Below are 13,704 nucleotides of genomic sequence, written 5' to 3'. Positions count from 1 at the left end.
CGGCAGGAAAGGCAGTAAGGGCAGTGAGACCGCGTGCGTCACGAGCGGCACGACGACCGGGAGCGCCCAGGGCGAGGCGAATCGGCGCCGGGTCAGGTCCGCCGCCGCGGCAACACCCAGGACCGGCGGCACTCATCGGCGTCGAGTACCCCAGAAGCGCGAGGACCCCAACCGCAAGCAGTTGTACGGCGGTCACCAGCAGGGTGGCCCGAGTCGCCGCCCAGGGGTGTGGGTGGAACCGACGGATCAGCAGGACGGCGAGGGTGGCCCCGCCGGCGACGCAGGAACCACACCTCCGAGAACTGCGGCACATCCGACTCGTACCCCATGACCGGCGCGAGCGACGCCGCCGGCACGAGCGCCGACCCGAGGACGGTCGCGGATCCTCCGCCTTCCCGTGCCATCGCCCGCAGAAGGATCGCCGAGAGCGTGAACGTCGCCGTGATGGCCAGCAGGTGCGGCGGAATCCGGAGCACCGAGTCGCGGCCGAACGCCGTGTGCCAGAACGCATCCGGGGGCGCCGCGATCCCGATCGCCGCACCTGCCGCCGCGCCACAGCGCAGCAGAGGGTCGGCGACCGCCGCGCGCACCCCCTGCCGGCGGGCGCGGCTCAGCACCCAGCACGCCAACATGAGGAGGGTCGCGCTCAGGGAGCCCGTGCAACAGCGCGTGCGGGGCGCTCCAGAAGGCGTCCCGGTCTTCGTCGGTGTGCAGTGAGTCGTCCCAGTACATGCTGAAGTGGGCCAGCAGGCCACTGGTCGTGCCCGCGGCAAGCCATCTCAACTGGCCTGCTCCGCCGGGTTGTCGGACTGGTGTCGGAAGGTGTCAGGAGAGCGCACTGCCCTTCTTCCAGGTCTCCCAGTCGACGTTCCAGGCGCCGTAGCCGTTGTTCACGGCGACCGTGTCCGTGGAGTTCACGACGGTGACCGGGTCGCCGAAGCGCACCTGGTCGTAGAACCACTTCGCGTCCGCCGTGCTCATGCCGATGCAGCCGTGGCTGGCGTTGATCCGGCCGAACTTGCCCTCGTTCCAGGGCGCCGCGTGCGCGTATGTGCCCGACGGAGTGAGCTGGACGTCCCACTTCACGTCCTCCAAGTCGTACGCCTCGGGGCCGAAGATGCCGACGGTGGAGGAGTCCATCCGGATCGAGGGGACCTTGCCGAGGACGACCATGGTGCCGTTCCAGGTCTCGAAGGTCTCCTTGCCGGTGGACACCTTGAGGGTCCGCAGGACCTTCCCGTTCCGGGAGACCGTCATGGTCTTCTTCACGACGTCCACGGTGCTGGTGACGGCGTCGCCGACGCGGAAGTTCACGACACGCTGCTGCGTGCCGTAGAGGCCGCCGCCCGCGTCCACGCCGACGAGGTCCATGCGGAGGGTGACGTCGGTGCCCGGCTTCCAGTACTCCTTCGGCCGGTAGTCGATCCGGTCCTTGCCGTCCCGGTCCTTCATCCAGCTCCAGGCACCCTCGACCGCCGGCGACGAGGTCACATTCAGCTTCCGCTCGACGGCGGCCTTGTCGTGGATGGGCTTGTTGAAGGTGATCGAGACCGGGAGAGCGACGCCGACGGTGGACCCCTTGTCGACGTTGTACGTGCCGACGAAGGTGCTCGTGGCCGCCGGCATCGTGTAGCTCGAGGACTTGCTCAGAGGCGCGCCGTCGACGCCGGTGCCCTGGGCGGAGATCGTGTACGTGGCGCCGGGGGCCAGGGGAGTGGTCGAGGTCCAGACGGACTTGTCGTCGGAGAGTGCCCCTTCGACCTTGCCGGGCCCCGGCGCGCTCACGTCCACGGAGGTCAGCACGCCGCCTTCGGCCTTGACCGCGATCTTCCCCGACGTACCGGAGTCGATGGCTATCGAGGACGGTCCGCCACTCTTCGCGGTCTCCTTCGCCGTCTTTCCGGCACCTTCGGTGCTGGAGCCGGTTGCCCCTGCGGAGCTGCATCCGGCGACGAGGAGCGCGGCGGCCGAGGCCAGCGCGACCATGGGTATGGTGCGGCGCTGGTTGCGGGATCTCGTGTTCTTCATGGCAACCTTCCGGCTAATTCTCTAAGTGACTTAGAAGACGAATGCAGACGCGGTCCGGTTCCCGTCCGACTGAGGGAAGCAGACCGCGGGTTCAGTGAGCGTGGCCCTCGTTCGTGGGCTCGGCGTTCGTGGCTGCCTCTTCGGGCGTGCTCGGTACGGCGGTCGAGGAAGATGCCGACGGTTCGGGCTCGGCCCCGTGGTCGTCGGTTTCCGGTGCGCCGCCCCCGTGGCTGTGGCCGCCGCCCTCCGCCGCCTCACCGGCCATCCCGGCCGCGATCGCGCTCAGACCGAGGTAGCTGCCGCCGGCGACGAGAAGCACGACCAGTCCGAGCGGGCTGAGGACGCGGCGGGAGGAGGTCTCCGCGTCCTTGAGGACGAAGGCGATGAACGAGACGACGATCCCGAGCGGAACGAGGACGGCTCCGCGTGCCGGGAAGTCGTCGAAGTGCTGGAGGCCGCCGCTGAGCATGCCGATGCCGAACGAGAGCAGGAGCGAGGCGGCGATCACTACGAGAGCCCGGGCGAGTGGCGGCCGGTCCGTGACCAGCAGGAACTCGTTGACGAGCGTGGCGACCAGGAACACGAAGACGCCGGTGATCCCCACCATGGTGTAGCGGGCGGGGTCCAAGGGGTGGTGCACCACGGCGCCGCTGATCAGACCCGCGCCGACGAAGTACAGGACGTAGCCGAGGTAACGGCCGGCCAGGGGCGTCCTGCGCTTGCGGCGGGATCGAGCGCGCCGGGCTGCGGCGCGTCCTCCAGGTACGGGCTGCGGCGCGGTGTGGTGGGGTGCGGGCCGGTCGGTGAGCAGGGACACGGGAGCCTTCCAAGATGCGGTGGGCGCGCAGCGGTCGACCTTCCGCCCAGGGGAGGGGAGAAGGGACGGCGCCGAAAGCCGAGGGAGTGGGCCCGAAGCATGGCCTGCCGGCGCTTCGGACGCGAGGAGGTGACCTGGTGATGGGGCGGGTGAGAGGGCTCGGGTGCCAAGGGGTGGCCCGTCGCCTCGGCTGCCTGCTAGATGCGCAGAACGACCGATGCGGGGCAGGGTGCCGCTGTGGGAGGAACCGTCACCGCAGGGCCGATGGTGCTGACCGTGCCGTCGAGAGCGCGCTCCGCGTCAAGCGGGGACACGGCGGGCGGAAGGATGTCGAACCCCGCGGAGGGCTGTCCTGCCGCACAGTCCGGTACGGCGTGCGCCGGCGTTCCGTCGGTGTCGTGGTCGTCGGGATCCGCCTGAAGCTGCTCGTGGGGGTGGCCGACCGGGGCCGTGGCGACACCGCCTGGTGCCGTGTGCCCGGCGCTGCTGTCGGCGTGGAGGCCGTGCGCGTACAGGAGCCCGAAGAGCAGCGTTCCGAGCCACAGCAGACGCGACCACGACGGAACCAGAGATCGCGTGCGGGGCTTCCTCGCCGCCGTAGGTTCCGTGACCACGGCGAGATCATATCCAGCCGGGGTGACGCGGCCGGACCGGGGTCGCTTCAGACTTCCCGGGCTCCGCGACGATCGAGCAGACGGTCGACGGCTCGTCGCACGAGCGGTCGTCCTGGTGGTGTTGTCGATCGCCGCGATGCGGTCGCATCGAACGCATGACGCATGACGCATGACGCATGCCGAGGACGTACGCGGTCACGCCCAGGCCGACGCCGGGCGCGCCCCGACTGCCGAGGCTGAAGTGCTGCGGGACGACGAACAGCGGAGCGTGCCCCGGCCGATGACGTGCAGTGCCGGGATCGCTGCGGCCAAGCCGCCCGCTCGCGCCCATTCGCGAGGTGTGAGGGCGCCCTTGAAGCGCTGGAGCAGTGGCGGCACGGTCGGAGTCGACCGGGGCATCGGTGCCCTCGTCAGCGCGGGCGGGGCGACTCCTGTTCCTGGCTGCTTGGAAAATGTATCTGCAAAGGCAGTGCAATGACTGGGCATAGCGTTCCGCAGCCCAGGTGAGGAGCCTGTGGGCGTACGGTCAGCCGCCGGGCGGGCAGGCGACCAGCAGCGGCAGCAGCGGGACGGCCAGGGCGACGGAGGCCACCGAACCCCAGAGAGCCGGGTGAGGGGCTCGGCGCGGACCCAGGATGCGCTTGATGCGGAGCAGGGCCGTCGACCCGCCCGCGCCGAACGCGCCCTTCGGCGCCCGGCCGGCGACCATCTCGTACATCGCGCTCGCCAGGACCTCGTGCGAGTGGCTCCGCAAGGCGCGGTCGTCCGCGACCATCTCAAGGAGCACACCCATCTCCTCCCGTGCCCGGCGCGCGAGCGGCATCCCGGGGAAGACCGTGGCGAACGCCTGAGCGGCCGCGATCAGCAGATGATGGCGGCCGGCGATGTGCGCCCGCTCGTGCTCCAGGACCGCGTCGAGCTGCTCTTCCGTGAGCAGACGCACGGCGGCATCGCTCACGACGATGCGGGAGCGTAGGCCCGGGAGGCAGTACGCCGCAGGGATGCTGTGCGGCAGAACTGTGGCGCGCAGGCGGTCGCAGCGCACCCCCACCATGTCGAGCCGGTCGCGGTGCCGGGCGCGCATGAGTCCCGCGCGCGTGAGGTGGAAGAGGAAGGCGCCGGCGAAGGCGATGACCACGGCGAGGGGCATCGCCAGGGCCAGCTGGTCGGCGGTCGTCGGGTTGGGCACCACCGGGGTCCCCGTACCCGGGCCGCATGCGTGCAGCAGCCCCACGAGTCCGGCGTGCAGATGCTCGGTGCGGGCCGCCAGCTGGGAGGCGGCGAGCGCGGTCGCGAGCGTGAACGACACCATGAGGGCGAGCCATACGGCTGCTGCGAGGGCCGGCGCCCGGTGTGGCCAGGCGCTGCGCACCATCAGGCGCGGGGCGGCGACGCCGACGACGGCCGCGTACCCCAGGAGGGCCGGGGCCGCGTTCACTGCTTCGCCCGTCGCCCGACGGTCCGGAGGGCCTTGCGGAGAGCCGCGATCTCGTCGTCGTCGAGGTTCTCCACGAACTGGACCAGGGCCGCCGGCCGGTCCTCGCTGACCTCCAGGCCGTCCTCCATGAGCGCGGCCGAGTACGCCTCGCGGGTCTCCGCGGCCTTGTACAGCCAGATCCGGCCGTTCCTGGCCCTTGTGAGGTGGCCCTTGTGGAAGAGGATGGTCGTGACCGTGGTCACGGTGGTGTAGGCGACGTCCCTGTGCAGGTTGATGTCGTCGACGACCTCACGCACGGTCGCGGGGCGGTCCCACCTCCAGAAGCGGTCCATGATCTCCGCCTCAAGCTCCCCCAGCCGACGCATGGGCCGTGTCCTCTCCGCTGATCCCGTGTTCGACGTCATACTAGACGGGCAGCTCACGGGGGAGTCCGTACCCGGCGGAGCGGCTGTTCGTATACGGCGAGGTTCTGCCACGCCGCATGGACGCCGATCTCACGGCTGCCGCACCAGTCCGCCGGCACAGCGACCCCGTCCGGGTGCTGGCGCAGTGGGCACCCGCGGCCACTTTGCGTAACCTCGTTGCCAGAAGGGCACCGACAGCCATTCCGCCGCCGCTTCGCCGGTCGCGGTGCAAAGGGGTGCTGATGTCGATGACGAGTCGGCGTGATCTGCTGGCGAGATCTGCCGGAGCGCTGGCGGTCACCCTCGTGCCCAGCTCCTGCGCGGTAGGAGTGAGCACACCGCGGGAGCGGCCGGTCACTACGCCCGATGGGCGCGTGGACTGGGACGCCTTGCGGGCGCAGTTTCGTCTGGAGCCGGGATGGGTGAATCTCGCGTTGTTCTACCTGGCATCGCATCCGAAGGTGGTGCGAGATGCTGTGGATCACCTGAGCGCACAGGTCGACGCCAATCCTCTGTCGGTGCCCTCGGGCTTGGCGCTGCCCGACGGTCCGACCGGATGGCCCCGGGTACGCCAGGCGCTCGCCGCCTATCTGGGAGGCCGGGCCGAGGACATCGCGATGACGGCGAGCACGAGTATCGGGCTGGGTGTCGTCTACAACGGCGTCGTGACCCGTCCGGGGCAAGAGTTCCTGTTGACGGAGTTCGACCACATCTCCCATCGCACCGCCGCCCGGCTGGCAGCCGAAAAGCACGGCAACACGGTGCGGCTGGCCTCCTGGTTCGCCGATCCGGCCACCGCGACGGCGGAAGGCATCGCAGCGGCGGTCGGCGAGGCGATCCGCCGGAACACCAGAGTCGTGGGGATCACCTGGGTGCAGTCCAGTACGGGGCTACGGATGCCGGTGCGGGCGGTGGCCGAGGTGGTGCGCCAGGCCAATGAAGGGCGCAGCCCCGCCGACCGGTGCCTGCTGGTCGTCGACGGCGTGCACGGGCTGGCGGCGGTCGACGAGGATGCCGCGGGCCTGGGCGCGGACGTGGTGGTCGCCGGAACGCACAAATGGCTGTTCGGCCCAAGGGGAACGGGCTTGGTCTGGGTGGCGCCGGACGTCCTCGACCAGCTTCGGCCTACCTTCGTGAGCTTCATCGGGAGCGAGGGCGCAGCATCCCTGTCACCCGGCGGGTTTCTGGCGTTCGAGCATGCCTTCGCCCTGCCGGTGGCGGTAACGCTGCATGAGCAGCTTGGCCGAGCACGCGTTGCCGCCCGCATCACACAGCTGTCGACGCGGGTGAAGCAAGGGCTGAGGCGCCTCCCCGGGGTCACCGTGCACACTCCTGCCGACCCGGACCTGTCAGCGGGCATCACCTGCTTCAGCGTGGCCGGATACACCCATCAGCAGGTCGTCGACCACGCCGCCGCCGCCCGCGTGCGGCTGTCCACCTTGAACTACACCCGCATCGGCACCGCCGTCATCAACACCCCAGCAGAGATCGACACCGCACTCGACAGCCTGGCTGACCTCACCCGCTGAAAGCCGCTCCGGGCTCGCTCAGCTCCACGAGAGGGCGGGTGGGGAAACCAAGACCATGACGGTCACGCAGAGCTGCATGCCACCCAGTGCCGCGTCAGGCGACGTTCGCCCCGTCGCGACGCCCGGCACGGCGACTCGCGGCGTTGCCGAATCAACCGAGTAGGCCCACTACGAGGCCGATCCGGCGCCATGCGATCCTTCCCCTCGGCCCGGAGGGCCGGGGGAGACCCCGTGCGCCGGACGCCGCTCCTTGACGGGCAAACCTTGCGTGCCCCGGCACTAACTAAGGGCTGTCCCGTAATCACCGGTGGATCGCGCGGCGTCAGATGGGGTGCATCGCAAGGCGGAGGGTCGTCCTCATACTGGGCGTATTCGGGCGATCCGACAATGCAGCGAGGTGCCGCAGCTGTCGTCGTGCGCCCGCTGGGGACTACGGGACAGCCCTTAGCCGCAGCTATACGAAGCAGGGCCTTTACGATGAGGCCATGAGGGCCGACGAGAAGTGCGCAGAGCCGCCGAAGAGGCTGCGTCTGCATGGGCTTCTTGTCCTGACCGTACTCCTTGGGCTGCTGGGCATGCACGCCATGGGGCCCGTATCTGCGATCGCGCAGCCAAGCGGCTCGAACCAGCCTGCGGCGGTGACGCTCGACGCGACCGGACACTGTGATCATGACTGCTCGGGTCACGAAGGGCACGGTGACCACGCCGATCCGACGTGTGCCTCCGCCGCTGTCGGGGCCTCTGTCTCGCTGCCCGCGCTCCAGCCCACGGCGATCTGCCCCGCCGAGCCGACCGCGGGCATCGCCACCACGCACACCTTCGCAGCCGACCGAGGCCGTGCCCCTCCGTCGCTGTCCGAACTTCAACTCCTGCGGATCTAGGAAGCGCCTGCGGCGCAGTGCCCCATGTGGCCCGTCCACCGGGCGCGGCGGCGCTCACCGGCATGCCTTCCAAACCGAACGCAGGAGTCATACATGAACACGCACCGTAAGCTGATCCGCCGTACCGCCCTCGTCGCCACCGGCGGCGTCGCCGCCCTGGTGCTCGCCGCCTGTGGCGGCAACGGCGGGAGCGGCCAAGCCATGGGCTCCGTGGAGTCCACCACCTCGGCGCCCGCCACCGGTGCGCCGGCGGAGGCCGGTGACCACAACGCGGCCGATGTCTCCTTCGCGAAGGAGATGATCCAGCACCACCGCCAGGCCGTGGAGATGGCCGACCTGGCCCCGACGCGGGCCTCGTCCGCGGAGACCGAGGAACTGGCCGCGACGATCAAGGGCGCCCAGGACCCGGAGATCACGACCATGTCCGGCTGGCTCACCTCGTGGGGCGAGGAGGTCCCCGCCGACATGTCCGGCATGGGCCACGACATGGCGAACGGCATGCCCGGCATGATGAGCAAGGAGGACATGGACAAGCTCATGAAGGCCAAGGGCGCCGAGTTCGACAAGATGTTCGCGGAGATGATGATCAAGCACCACGAGGGCGCCATCGAGATGGCCGAGAAGGAGAAGGCGGAGGGCAAGTACGGCCCCGCATTCAAGCTGGCCGATGACGTGATCAAGGCCCAGACGGCCGAGATCGAGCAGATGAACAAGATGCTCGGCAAGAGCTGACCAGTTCACAACCGCTGCTCTGCCGTGGCGAAGCCTGAGTGCGCCACGGCAGAGCATGGCGGCGCCTCTGCCCAGCCGCCCCGGTTTCTCGGAGAATTCGGGCGCGCTTGGCCGGTGTGTGCCACAAGCCGGACAACGGCCCGCATGTGGGTGACGCCGCTGCGGACGTGACGGGGAAGGACATGCTTGCAGTTGAAGCCTCCGTCCCCACCGACCGGGCCGGCCGTTACGTCGTCCGACTCTGCCGTCACGCCGCCCAGATGAGCCGTGTGCGCCATTGGCCGGCCACGCGCCACGGCCGTGGTCGAAGGCCGCCCGAGGTGGAGCACGTCGACGACTCCGAGCCCCGCGGAACTCAACGAGTGGGGAAGACCCGCATCACCATCCCGGCGGCCGGCTTGGGCCCGAACGAGGTCGATTTGCGGGGGAGGAGTACGCCGACTTCGGCGAGTTCCCGGATCCCGTCCTCGGTGGGGGCGGGGAGGAGCACGGCGGTACCCGACCCGTGGGATGTCACGGCGGCCACGGCCCGGTCGGCGTCGTGCATGTGTACGACCGCGCCGGGCAGGTCGGGTGTGGACCAGCAGCCCGGGATGAGGAGATGGTCGGTGACGGCTGCGGGCTGCTCGTGCCACCCGGTCGGCAGCCCGGCCAGCGCATCGGTCAGGGCCGATGCCGCCGGTTCCGTCACGCTCCAGGCGCGTCCGTCGCCGACGAGTACCAGTTCGCCGGGCCGGGGCAGCCGGGGCCCGGAGTGAAGCGGCCGGACGCGCGCGACGCCGGATGCCGCTCGTGCGGCCTTCTCCGCGTCCAGGTCCGGCAGGACACGGTGGATCGCCTTCAGACGCAGAGGTGTTGATGCCGAGTCGACGAGCAGGGCCAGGCTGCGCTGCCAGGGGAGGCCGTCGTGCCACAGGCTGAGCCGTCGGCAGGCCGCCAGGCGGTGGTGGCCGTCGGCGAGCAACGGAACCTGGCTTCCGCCCAAGCCGGTGGTGAGGAGAGCCTGGTCGGCGGGGTCGGTGCACCGCCAGAGGTAGTGCGTGACGCCGCCGAGTCGGGCGCCGACGGCGCGTGGGTGTTCGGCGACCCACTCCGCCAGACGGCGACCGGTTCCCTCGGCGGAACGGTGGGTGAGCAGCAGCGGCTCCAACTGGGCTCGCAGGCCGGACATGTGGGCGGCGCGCTGCCGCACGACGTGTTCCTGTACGTCCTCGTGGGGGACGACGGGACCGGCGAGAGGGCCGGAGACGGTGAGCTCGCCGATGAGGCCGCGCTGGAGGAGCCGGGTGCCGAGCCGTTGCTCGTAGACGTACAGGGAGGGCTCGGGGTCGCGGCGCAGGACGCCGCGCTCCAGCCAGCGTTGCAGCTGACCGGCGGCGTCCTGGGGATTGGGCGCGTAGAGCAGTCGGGCTATGTGGTGGGGCCGGGCGCGCTGGGCGCGGGCGTGGGCGGGGCTCATGTCGTCGTACGGGGGGCTGAGTACGGCGGAGAGCCGGCCGGCTTGCGCCGGGTCGTATCGGACGGCGCGGAACGGAAGGAGCCGCACGCTGGTACGCGCCTTCCGCGACGGGACGGTCGTCAAGGTTCTCTCCCGAAGGTGGGCACGGCGGTACGGGGGTGGGCGCTTCGTGGGCGCCCGCCCCCTGCCGCTGGTGTCAGGTCAGACGGTCACAGGTTCCGGCCGGGCCGCGGTCGGCGGCTCGACAAGGCGGCCGGTGCGGTGCAGCCCGTAGAGAGCGGCGGTGCAGGCCAGGCCGAGCGCGGTGAGCGCCAGCCAGGGGAGCGCGGAGAGCCCGGCCTTGCGGGCGGCGTCGAGTGCCGCGCCGGTCAGGAGGTTGCCGAGGGTGATGCCGACTCCGCAGATGGTGTTGTAGAGGCCGTAGTGGGTGGCCACGAGCCGGTCGCCGGAGAGCCGGACGATGGTGTCCATCTCGAAGGGGTAGGCGATCATCGTACCGATCGCCAGGAGCAGTGCCGCGAGCGTCGGTGGTATGGCGGCCAGCAGCCACAGGCCGATGCCTTCTCCGGGTGCGGGAACCGCCGCGGCGGCGAGCAGGGGCACGAAGGCCACGCCCATCGTGAGCAGGCCCCAGGTGAGGGCGCGTCCCGGCTCCATGCGGGCCTTGCACCAGGCCGTCACCTTGGTCTGGAAGAGGATCGTGCTCAGTCCGGACACGGCGAAGAGGACGGCGACAGCGGCCGTGCCGAAGGTGCCCTCGCCGCCGAGCCGCCGGACCTCCAGGGGCAGGGCCAGGTAGACCTGGAAGGACATGACGTACGAGCCGATCATGGCAACGGAGAAGAGCAGGAACGGGCGGTTGGCGAGGATGCCGCGCCACTCGGCGAGTACGCTCTGCCCCTCCTTCTCCTCGTTCTCCTTCGTCTCCTTGGCCCGCCGGGCGGGAAGGGCGCGGATCTGCACGACGCTCAGCACGGCGAAGGTGCCGGCCGCGACGAGGCACGTGACGCGGAAGTCGACGCCCGTAAGGACCATGCCGACCAGCGGCCCGAGCAGGATGCCCGCCTGGTAGAAGACGTTGAACAGCGCGAACGCCTCCACCCGGCGCTCGCCCGAGTCGAGGGCGAGGTAGGCGCGGGTCGCCGGATTGAACAACGCGCCGGCCAGACCCGTCGCCGCGGAGGCGGCGATCAGCGCGGGAACGGAGTCCACCAGACCCAGGGTCGCGAAGCCGACCGTGCGCAGGACGAGCCCGGCGATGATCATCGGCTTGTAGCCGAGCCGGTCGGCAAGCGTGCCGCCGACGAGGAACATGCCCTGCTGGCTGAAGTTGCGTACGCCGAGGATGAGGCCGACCAGCCAGCCGGCGAGACCGAGTGGCCCGGCCAGGTGGGCAGCGAGGTAGGGCATCAGCATGTAGAAGCCGAGGTTGATGGTGAACTGGTTCACCATCAACAGCCGCACGCTGCGGTCGTACGAACGGAACTGCGAGAACGTGCCCTTCATCAGAACCGCTCCTCCGCGGCGTCCGCGAGGTCGGCGTCGTCGATGTCGACTCCGGCCGGGGCCTCGTCGGTGAGCGTGAGCGGGTCGACGACGGTGGTGCACCGCGTCCAGCGGCTGACCTCCTTCTCGTTCAGGCGGCCGATGACCTCCGGCTCGGGCGCGGGCGGGTTGTCGAGGAGGCCGTGGGCGGCGCAGTAGTCGTCGTCGTACACGGTGCCGAGGTAGCGCTGCGGTCCGTCGGGGAAGATCGCCGCGATCCTGGTCTCCTTGGGGAGCGAGCGGGCGAGCCAGCCCGCGACAAGCGCGACGGCGCCGACGCTCCACCCGCCCGTGGCGTAGTGGGAGGTGGCGAGCCGGCGGCAGGTCCACACCGCCTCGCTCGGCGCCACCCAGTGCACCTCGTCGAACCGGTCGTACGCGACGTTGCGCGGGTAGATGCTGGATCCGAGCCCGCGCATCAGCCGCGGCCGGGCCGGCTGGCCGAAGATCGTGGAGCCGATGGTGTCGACCCCGATCATGGTCAGGTCCGGGTACAGCTGGCGCAGGACGCGGGAGACTCCGGCCGAGTGCCCGCCGGTGCCCACGCTGCACACCAGGACGTCGATGTGTCCGAGCTCGGTGGCGAGTTCGAGGGCGAGCGGAGTGTACGCGGTGGTGTTGTCGGGGTTGTTGTACTGGTCCGGGCACCAGGAGCCGGGGTGCTGTTCGAGGAGCTGGGCGACGCGGTCGCGGCGCGCCTGCTGCCAGCCGCCGGTGGGGTGCGGCTCGGAGACCACGTTGACCTGGGCCCCGTACGCGGTGAGCAGCCGGGTCATGGACATCTCCAGGCCCGGGTCGGTGACCAGGGTGACGGGGTGGCCGTACACCATGCCGGCGAGGGCGAGGCCGAGTCCGAGCGTACCGCTGGTGGACTCGATGATCCGTGCGCCGGGGCGCAGGTCGCCGCGGGCGCGGGCCCGTTCCACCATGTGGAGGCCGGGGCGGTCCTTGATGCCGCCGGGGTTGAAGCCCTCCAACTTGGCCCAGAAACCGCGGCCCGCCGGGGCGAGCGGCTCCGACACGTGGAGGAGAGGCGTGTTGCCCACCAGCCCTGACAGGGCGGAGCGGGTGGGAGGTGTGACGTCGGTGGTCGAGGAATGCATGGTTCCGCTCTCAGTTCGGTGTGCGTATCAGGTACTCGTTCGAGGGACGGCCGCGTCGTGCGCGGCCGGGAGTCGAACGGTCTAGATGCGCCACCGGCAGACGCGGATCTGCGTCGACCGACCGGACATGGCTATGGGCGCAGCACCATCGGCCGTCGGCGGTAGCCGAAGCCCCAAGGCGTGCGGACCGTCGTCGGAGGAGTCGAGTGCGCTGGAGTCAGGTGCGTGCTGCGCCGTGACGAGGAGCTGCGGCCCGAGGCCCGGGGCAGTGCAGCCGGCCTTGTGGTCGTGGTGCTGATGTTGTGGGGCGCGGTCGTCGGTGTGGTCGAGGTCGAGGCCGGCCGTGACGGCCGTGACGGCGGCGCTGTCGACCTGGTGGTGCGCGGCGTCACCGAGGGGCGTGAAGCAGAGGGCTGCCGACAACAGCAGGGCGCCGACGACAGCGGCGAGTAAGGGGTTGTGGGGGTGGCGTGGCACAGTTCCTCCGGGCGGCAGTACCCCTGTTGTCCCATGAAGGCGGGACGGAGCGGTATCCGCGACAAATCAGGGGTGTGGGGGTGATACGCGTCCCTTGTCCACGCCCGGGCGCGGAGTGCGCGCGGCCGTAGGGAGCGAGACGCGGGGCGCTCTACACCTGAAGGACTGTCGAGGCTCTCGTGGCGGCCGCCGGTGCTGTGGTCGCCTCGCCCGCGTCGGCGTTGGTTGGGAGGCAGGGCCCGGCAGAGCAGGGCGCATCGGGCAGTCGTGTGAAACACGGCGTATTGGGTGCCGGTGTTCCCTCCGGCGGCCTCGGCGAGCATTCGTGTGCCGGGTGCGTCGGATCGTGGTCGCCGGAGCTTCCCTCAATGCTGTGGGAAAGGCTGGTCATGGCGGGCGCCGCGCCAACCGCGGCCCCGTCCACGTTCACTTCGTGCCCGGCCAGGAGGCCGAACAGGAGTGCGGCCAGGCCGAGTAGACGTCGCAGCCCCACCGAAAGGTGGGAGTGCGGCGCACGCGAGCGCGACCGGGCTGTAATCACGCCGTTATCTTAACCATCTCTTCTGAGCGGTTCGGAATTCCATCCGAAACGTGGCGTGAATAAGTCGTGTAGACGCTCGGTCGGTTGTCTGGTTTGGAGGGATCGGTCAGGGTCTTTACTAAGCAACTAAGAAATA

Annotated in this window: 13 protein-coding genes; 5 read left to right on the top strand and 8 right to left on the bottom strand. The window is 70.3% G+C overall.

Going from position 1 to position 13,704, the window contains the following annotated elements; translation table 11 throughout:
* The first annotated feature begins 327 nt into the window (after positions 1–327).
* A complete protein-coding gene (locus tag QMZ92_RS11560; RefSeq protein WP_283297177.1) occupies positions 328–717 on the top strand; it encodes a hypothetical protein in 390 nt (129 codons plus the stop codon).
* 108 nt (positions 718–825) lie between these two features.
* Here the strand turns inward: QMZ92_RS11560 and QMZ92_RS11555 are convergent, their stop codons facing one another.
* The 5 genes from QMZ92_RS11555 to QMZ92_RS11530 all read right to left on the bottom strand — a co-directional run bounded on the left by QMZ92_RS11555 (position 826) and on the right by QMZ92_RS11530 (position 5,262).
* Positions 826–2,028, bottom strand: a complete 1,203-nt coding sequence (locus QMZ92_RS11555; RefSeq protein ID WP_283297176.1) for a L,D-transpeptidase — start codon at positions 2,026–2,028, stop codon at positions 826–828.
* 91 nt (positions 2,029–2,119) lie between these two features.
* Positions 2,120–2,845, bottom strand: a complete 726-nt coding sequence (locus tag QMZ92_RS11550; protein ID WP_283297175.1) for a hypothetical protein — start codon at positions 2,843–2,845, stop codon at positions 2,120–2,122.
* Between the two features lie 197 nt (positions 2,846–3,042).
* Positions 3,043–3,459, bottom strand: coding sequence for a hypothetical protein (locus tag QMZ92_RS11545; protein ID WP_283297323.1), 417 nt, complete (start codon positions 3,457–3,459; stop codon positions 3,043–3,045).
* A 526-nt stretch (positions 3,460–3,985) separates the two neighbouring features.
* Complete coding sequence (locus QMZ92_RS11535) at positions 3,986–4,897, bottom strand: M56 family metallopeptidase (protein ID WP_283297174.1); 912 nt, start codon at positions 4,895–4,897, stop codon at positions 3,986–3,988.
* Complete coding sequence (locus QMZ92_RS11530) at positions 4,894–5,262, bottom strand: BlaI/MecI/CopY family transcriptional regulator (RefSeq protein WP_283297173.1); 369 nt, start codon at positions 5,260–5,262, stop codon at positions 4,894–4,896. The genes QMZ92_RS11535 and QMZ92_RS11530 overlap by 4 nt, the downstream gene beginning before the upstream one ends.
* Before the next feature lie 413 nt (positions 5,263–5,675).
* Here QMZ92_RS11530 and QMZ92_RS11525 point away from each other — a divergent pair, with 413 nt between their 5' ends.
* The 3 genes from QMZ92_RS11525 (at position 5,676) to QMZ92_RS11515 (ending at position 8,443) form a co-directional block, all read left to right on the top strand.
* Positions 5,676–6,830: an aminotransferase class V-fold PLP-dependent enzyme gene (locus QMZ92_RS11525; RefSeq protein WP_283297172.1), complete on the top strand. Its 1,155-nt coding sequence runs from the start codon at positions 5,676–5,678 to the stop codon at positions 6,828–6,830.
* Between the two features lie 485 nt (positions 6,831–7,315).
* Complete coding sequence (locus tag QMZ92_RS11520; protein WP_283297170.1) at positions 7,316–7,711, top strand: DUF6153 family protein; 396 nt, start codon at positions 7,316–7,318, stop codon at positions 7,709–7,711.
* A gap of 93 nt (positions 7,712–7,804) precedes the next feature.
* Positions 7,805–8,443, top strand: coding sequence for a DUF305 domain-containing protein (locus QMZ92_RS11515; protein ID WP_283297169.1), 639 nt, complete (start codon positions 7,805–7,807; stop codon positions 8,441–8,443).
* Positions 8,444–8,798: 355 nt separating this feature from the next.
* On the opposite strand, the gene QMZ92_RS11510 is transcribed toward QMZ92_RS11515, so the two are convergent.
* From QMZ92_RS11510 to QMZ92_RS11500, 3 genes are all read right to left on the bottom strand, one after another.
* The gene (locus QMZ92_RS11510; protein ID WP_283297168.1) at positions 8,799–9,989 is read right to left on the bottom strand and encodes a DUF1015 domain-containing protein; all 1,191 of its coding nucleotides are present in this window, start codon (positions 9,987–9,989) and stop codon (positions 8,799–8,801) included.
* A gap of 114 nt (positions 9,990–10,103) precedes the next feature.
* On the bottom strand, positions 10,104–11,408 hold the full coding sequence (locus tag QMZ92_RS11505) for an MFS transporter (RefSeq protein ID WP_283297166.1): 1,305 nt from the start codon (positions 11,406–11,408) through the stop codon (positions 10,104–10,106).
* The gene (locus tag QMZ92_RS11500) at positions 11,408–12,550 is read right to left on the bottom strand and encodes a PLP-dependent cysteine synthase family protein (RefSeq protein ID WP_283297165.1); all 1,143 of its coding nucleotides are present in this window, start codon (positions 12,548–12,550) and stop codon (positions 11,408–11,410) included. The genes QMZ92_RS11505 and QMZ92_RS11500 overlap by 1 nt, the downstream gene beginning before the upstream one ends.
* Positions 12,551–12,775: 225 nt before the next feature.
* Between QMZ92_RS11500 and QMZ92_RS11495 the strand changes: the two genes are divergently transcribed.
* Positions 12,776–13,003, top strand: coding sequence for a hypothetical protein (locus QMZ92_RS11495; RefSeq protein WP_283297164.1), 228 nt, complete (start codon positions 12,776–12,778; stop codon positions 13,001–13,003).
* Positions 13,004–13,704 lie beyond the last annotated feature (701 nt).

The sequence above is a fragment of the Streptomyces sp. HNM0645 genome, from assembly GCF_030056615.1.
Taxonomy (GTDB): Bacteria; Actinomycetota; Actinomycetes; order Streptomycetales; family Streptomycetaceae; genus Streptomyces; species Streptomyces marianii.
This window is presented reverse-complemented; position numbering and strand designations above follow the sequence as displayed.

Coding starts and splice junctions, on each gene's coding strand:
- QMZ92_RS11560 (WP_283297177.1), top strand. CDS start 328: ATGACCGGCGCGAGCGACGCCGCCGGCACGAGCGCCGACCCGAGGACG.
- QMZ92_RS11555 (WP_283297176.1), bottom strand. CDS start 2,028: ATGAAGAACACGAGATCCCGCAACCAGCGCCGCACCATACCCATGGTC.
- QMZ92_RS11530 (WP_283297173.1), bottom strand. CDS start 5,262: ATGCGTCGGCTGGGGGAGCTTGAGGCGGAGATCATGGACCGCTTCTGG.
- QMZ92_RS11520 (WP_283297170.1), top strand. CDS start 7,316: ATGAGGGCCGACGAGAAGTGCGCAGAGCCGCCGAAGAGGCTGCGTCTG.
- QMZ92_RS11515 (WP_283297169.1), top strand. CDS start 7,805: ATGAACACGCACCGTAAGCTGATCCGCCGTACCGCCCTCGTCGCCACC.
- QMZ92_RS11505 (WP_283297166.1), bottom strand. CDS start 11,408: ATGAAGGGCACGTTCTCGCAGTTCCGTTCGTACGACCGCAGCGTGCGG.
- QMZ92_RS11500 (WP_283297165.1), bottom strand. CDS start 12,550: ATGCATTCCTCGACCACCGACGTCACACCTCCCACCCGCTCCGCCCTG.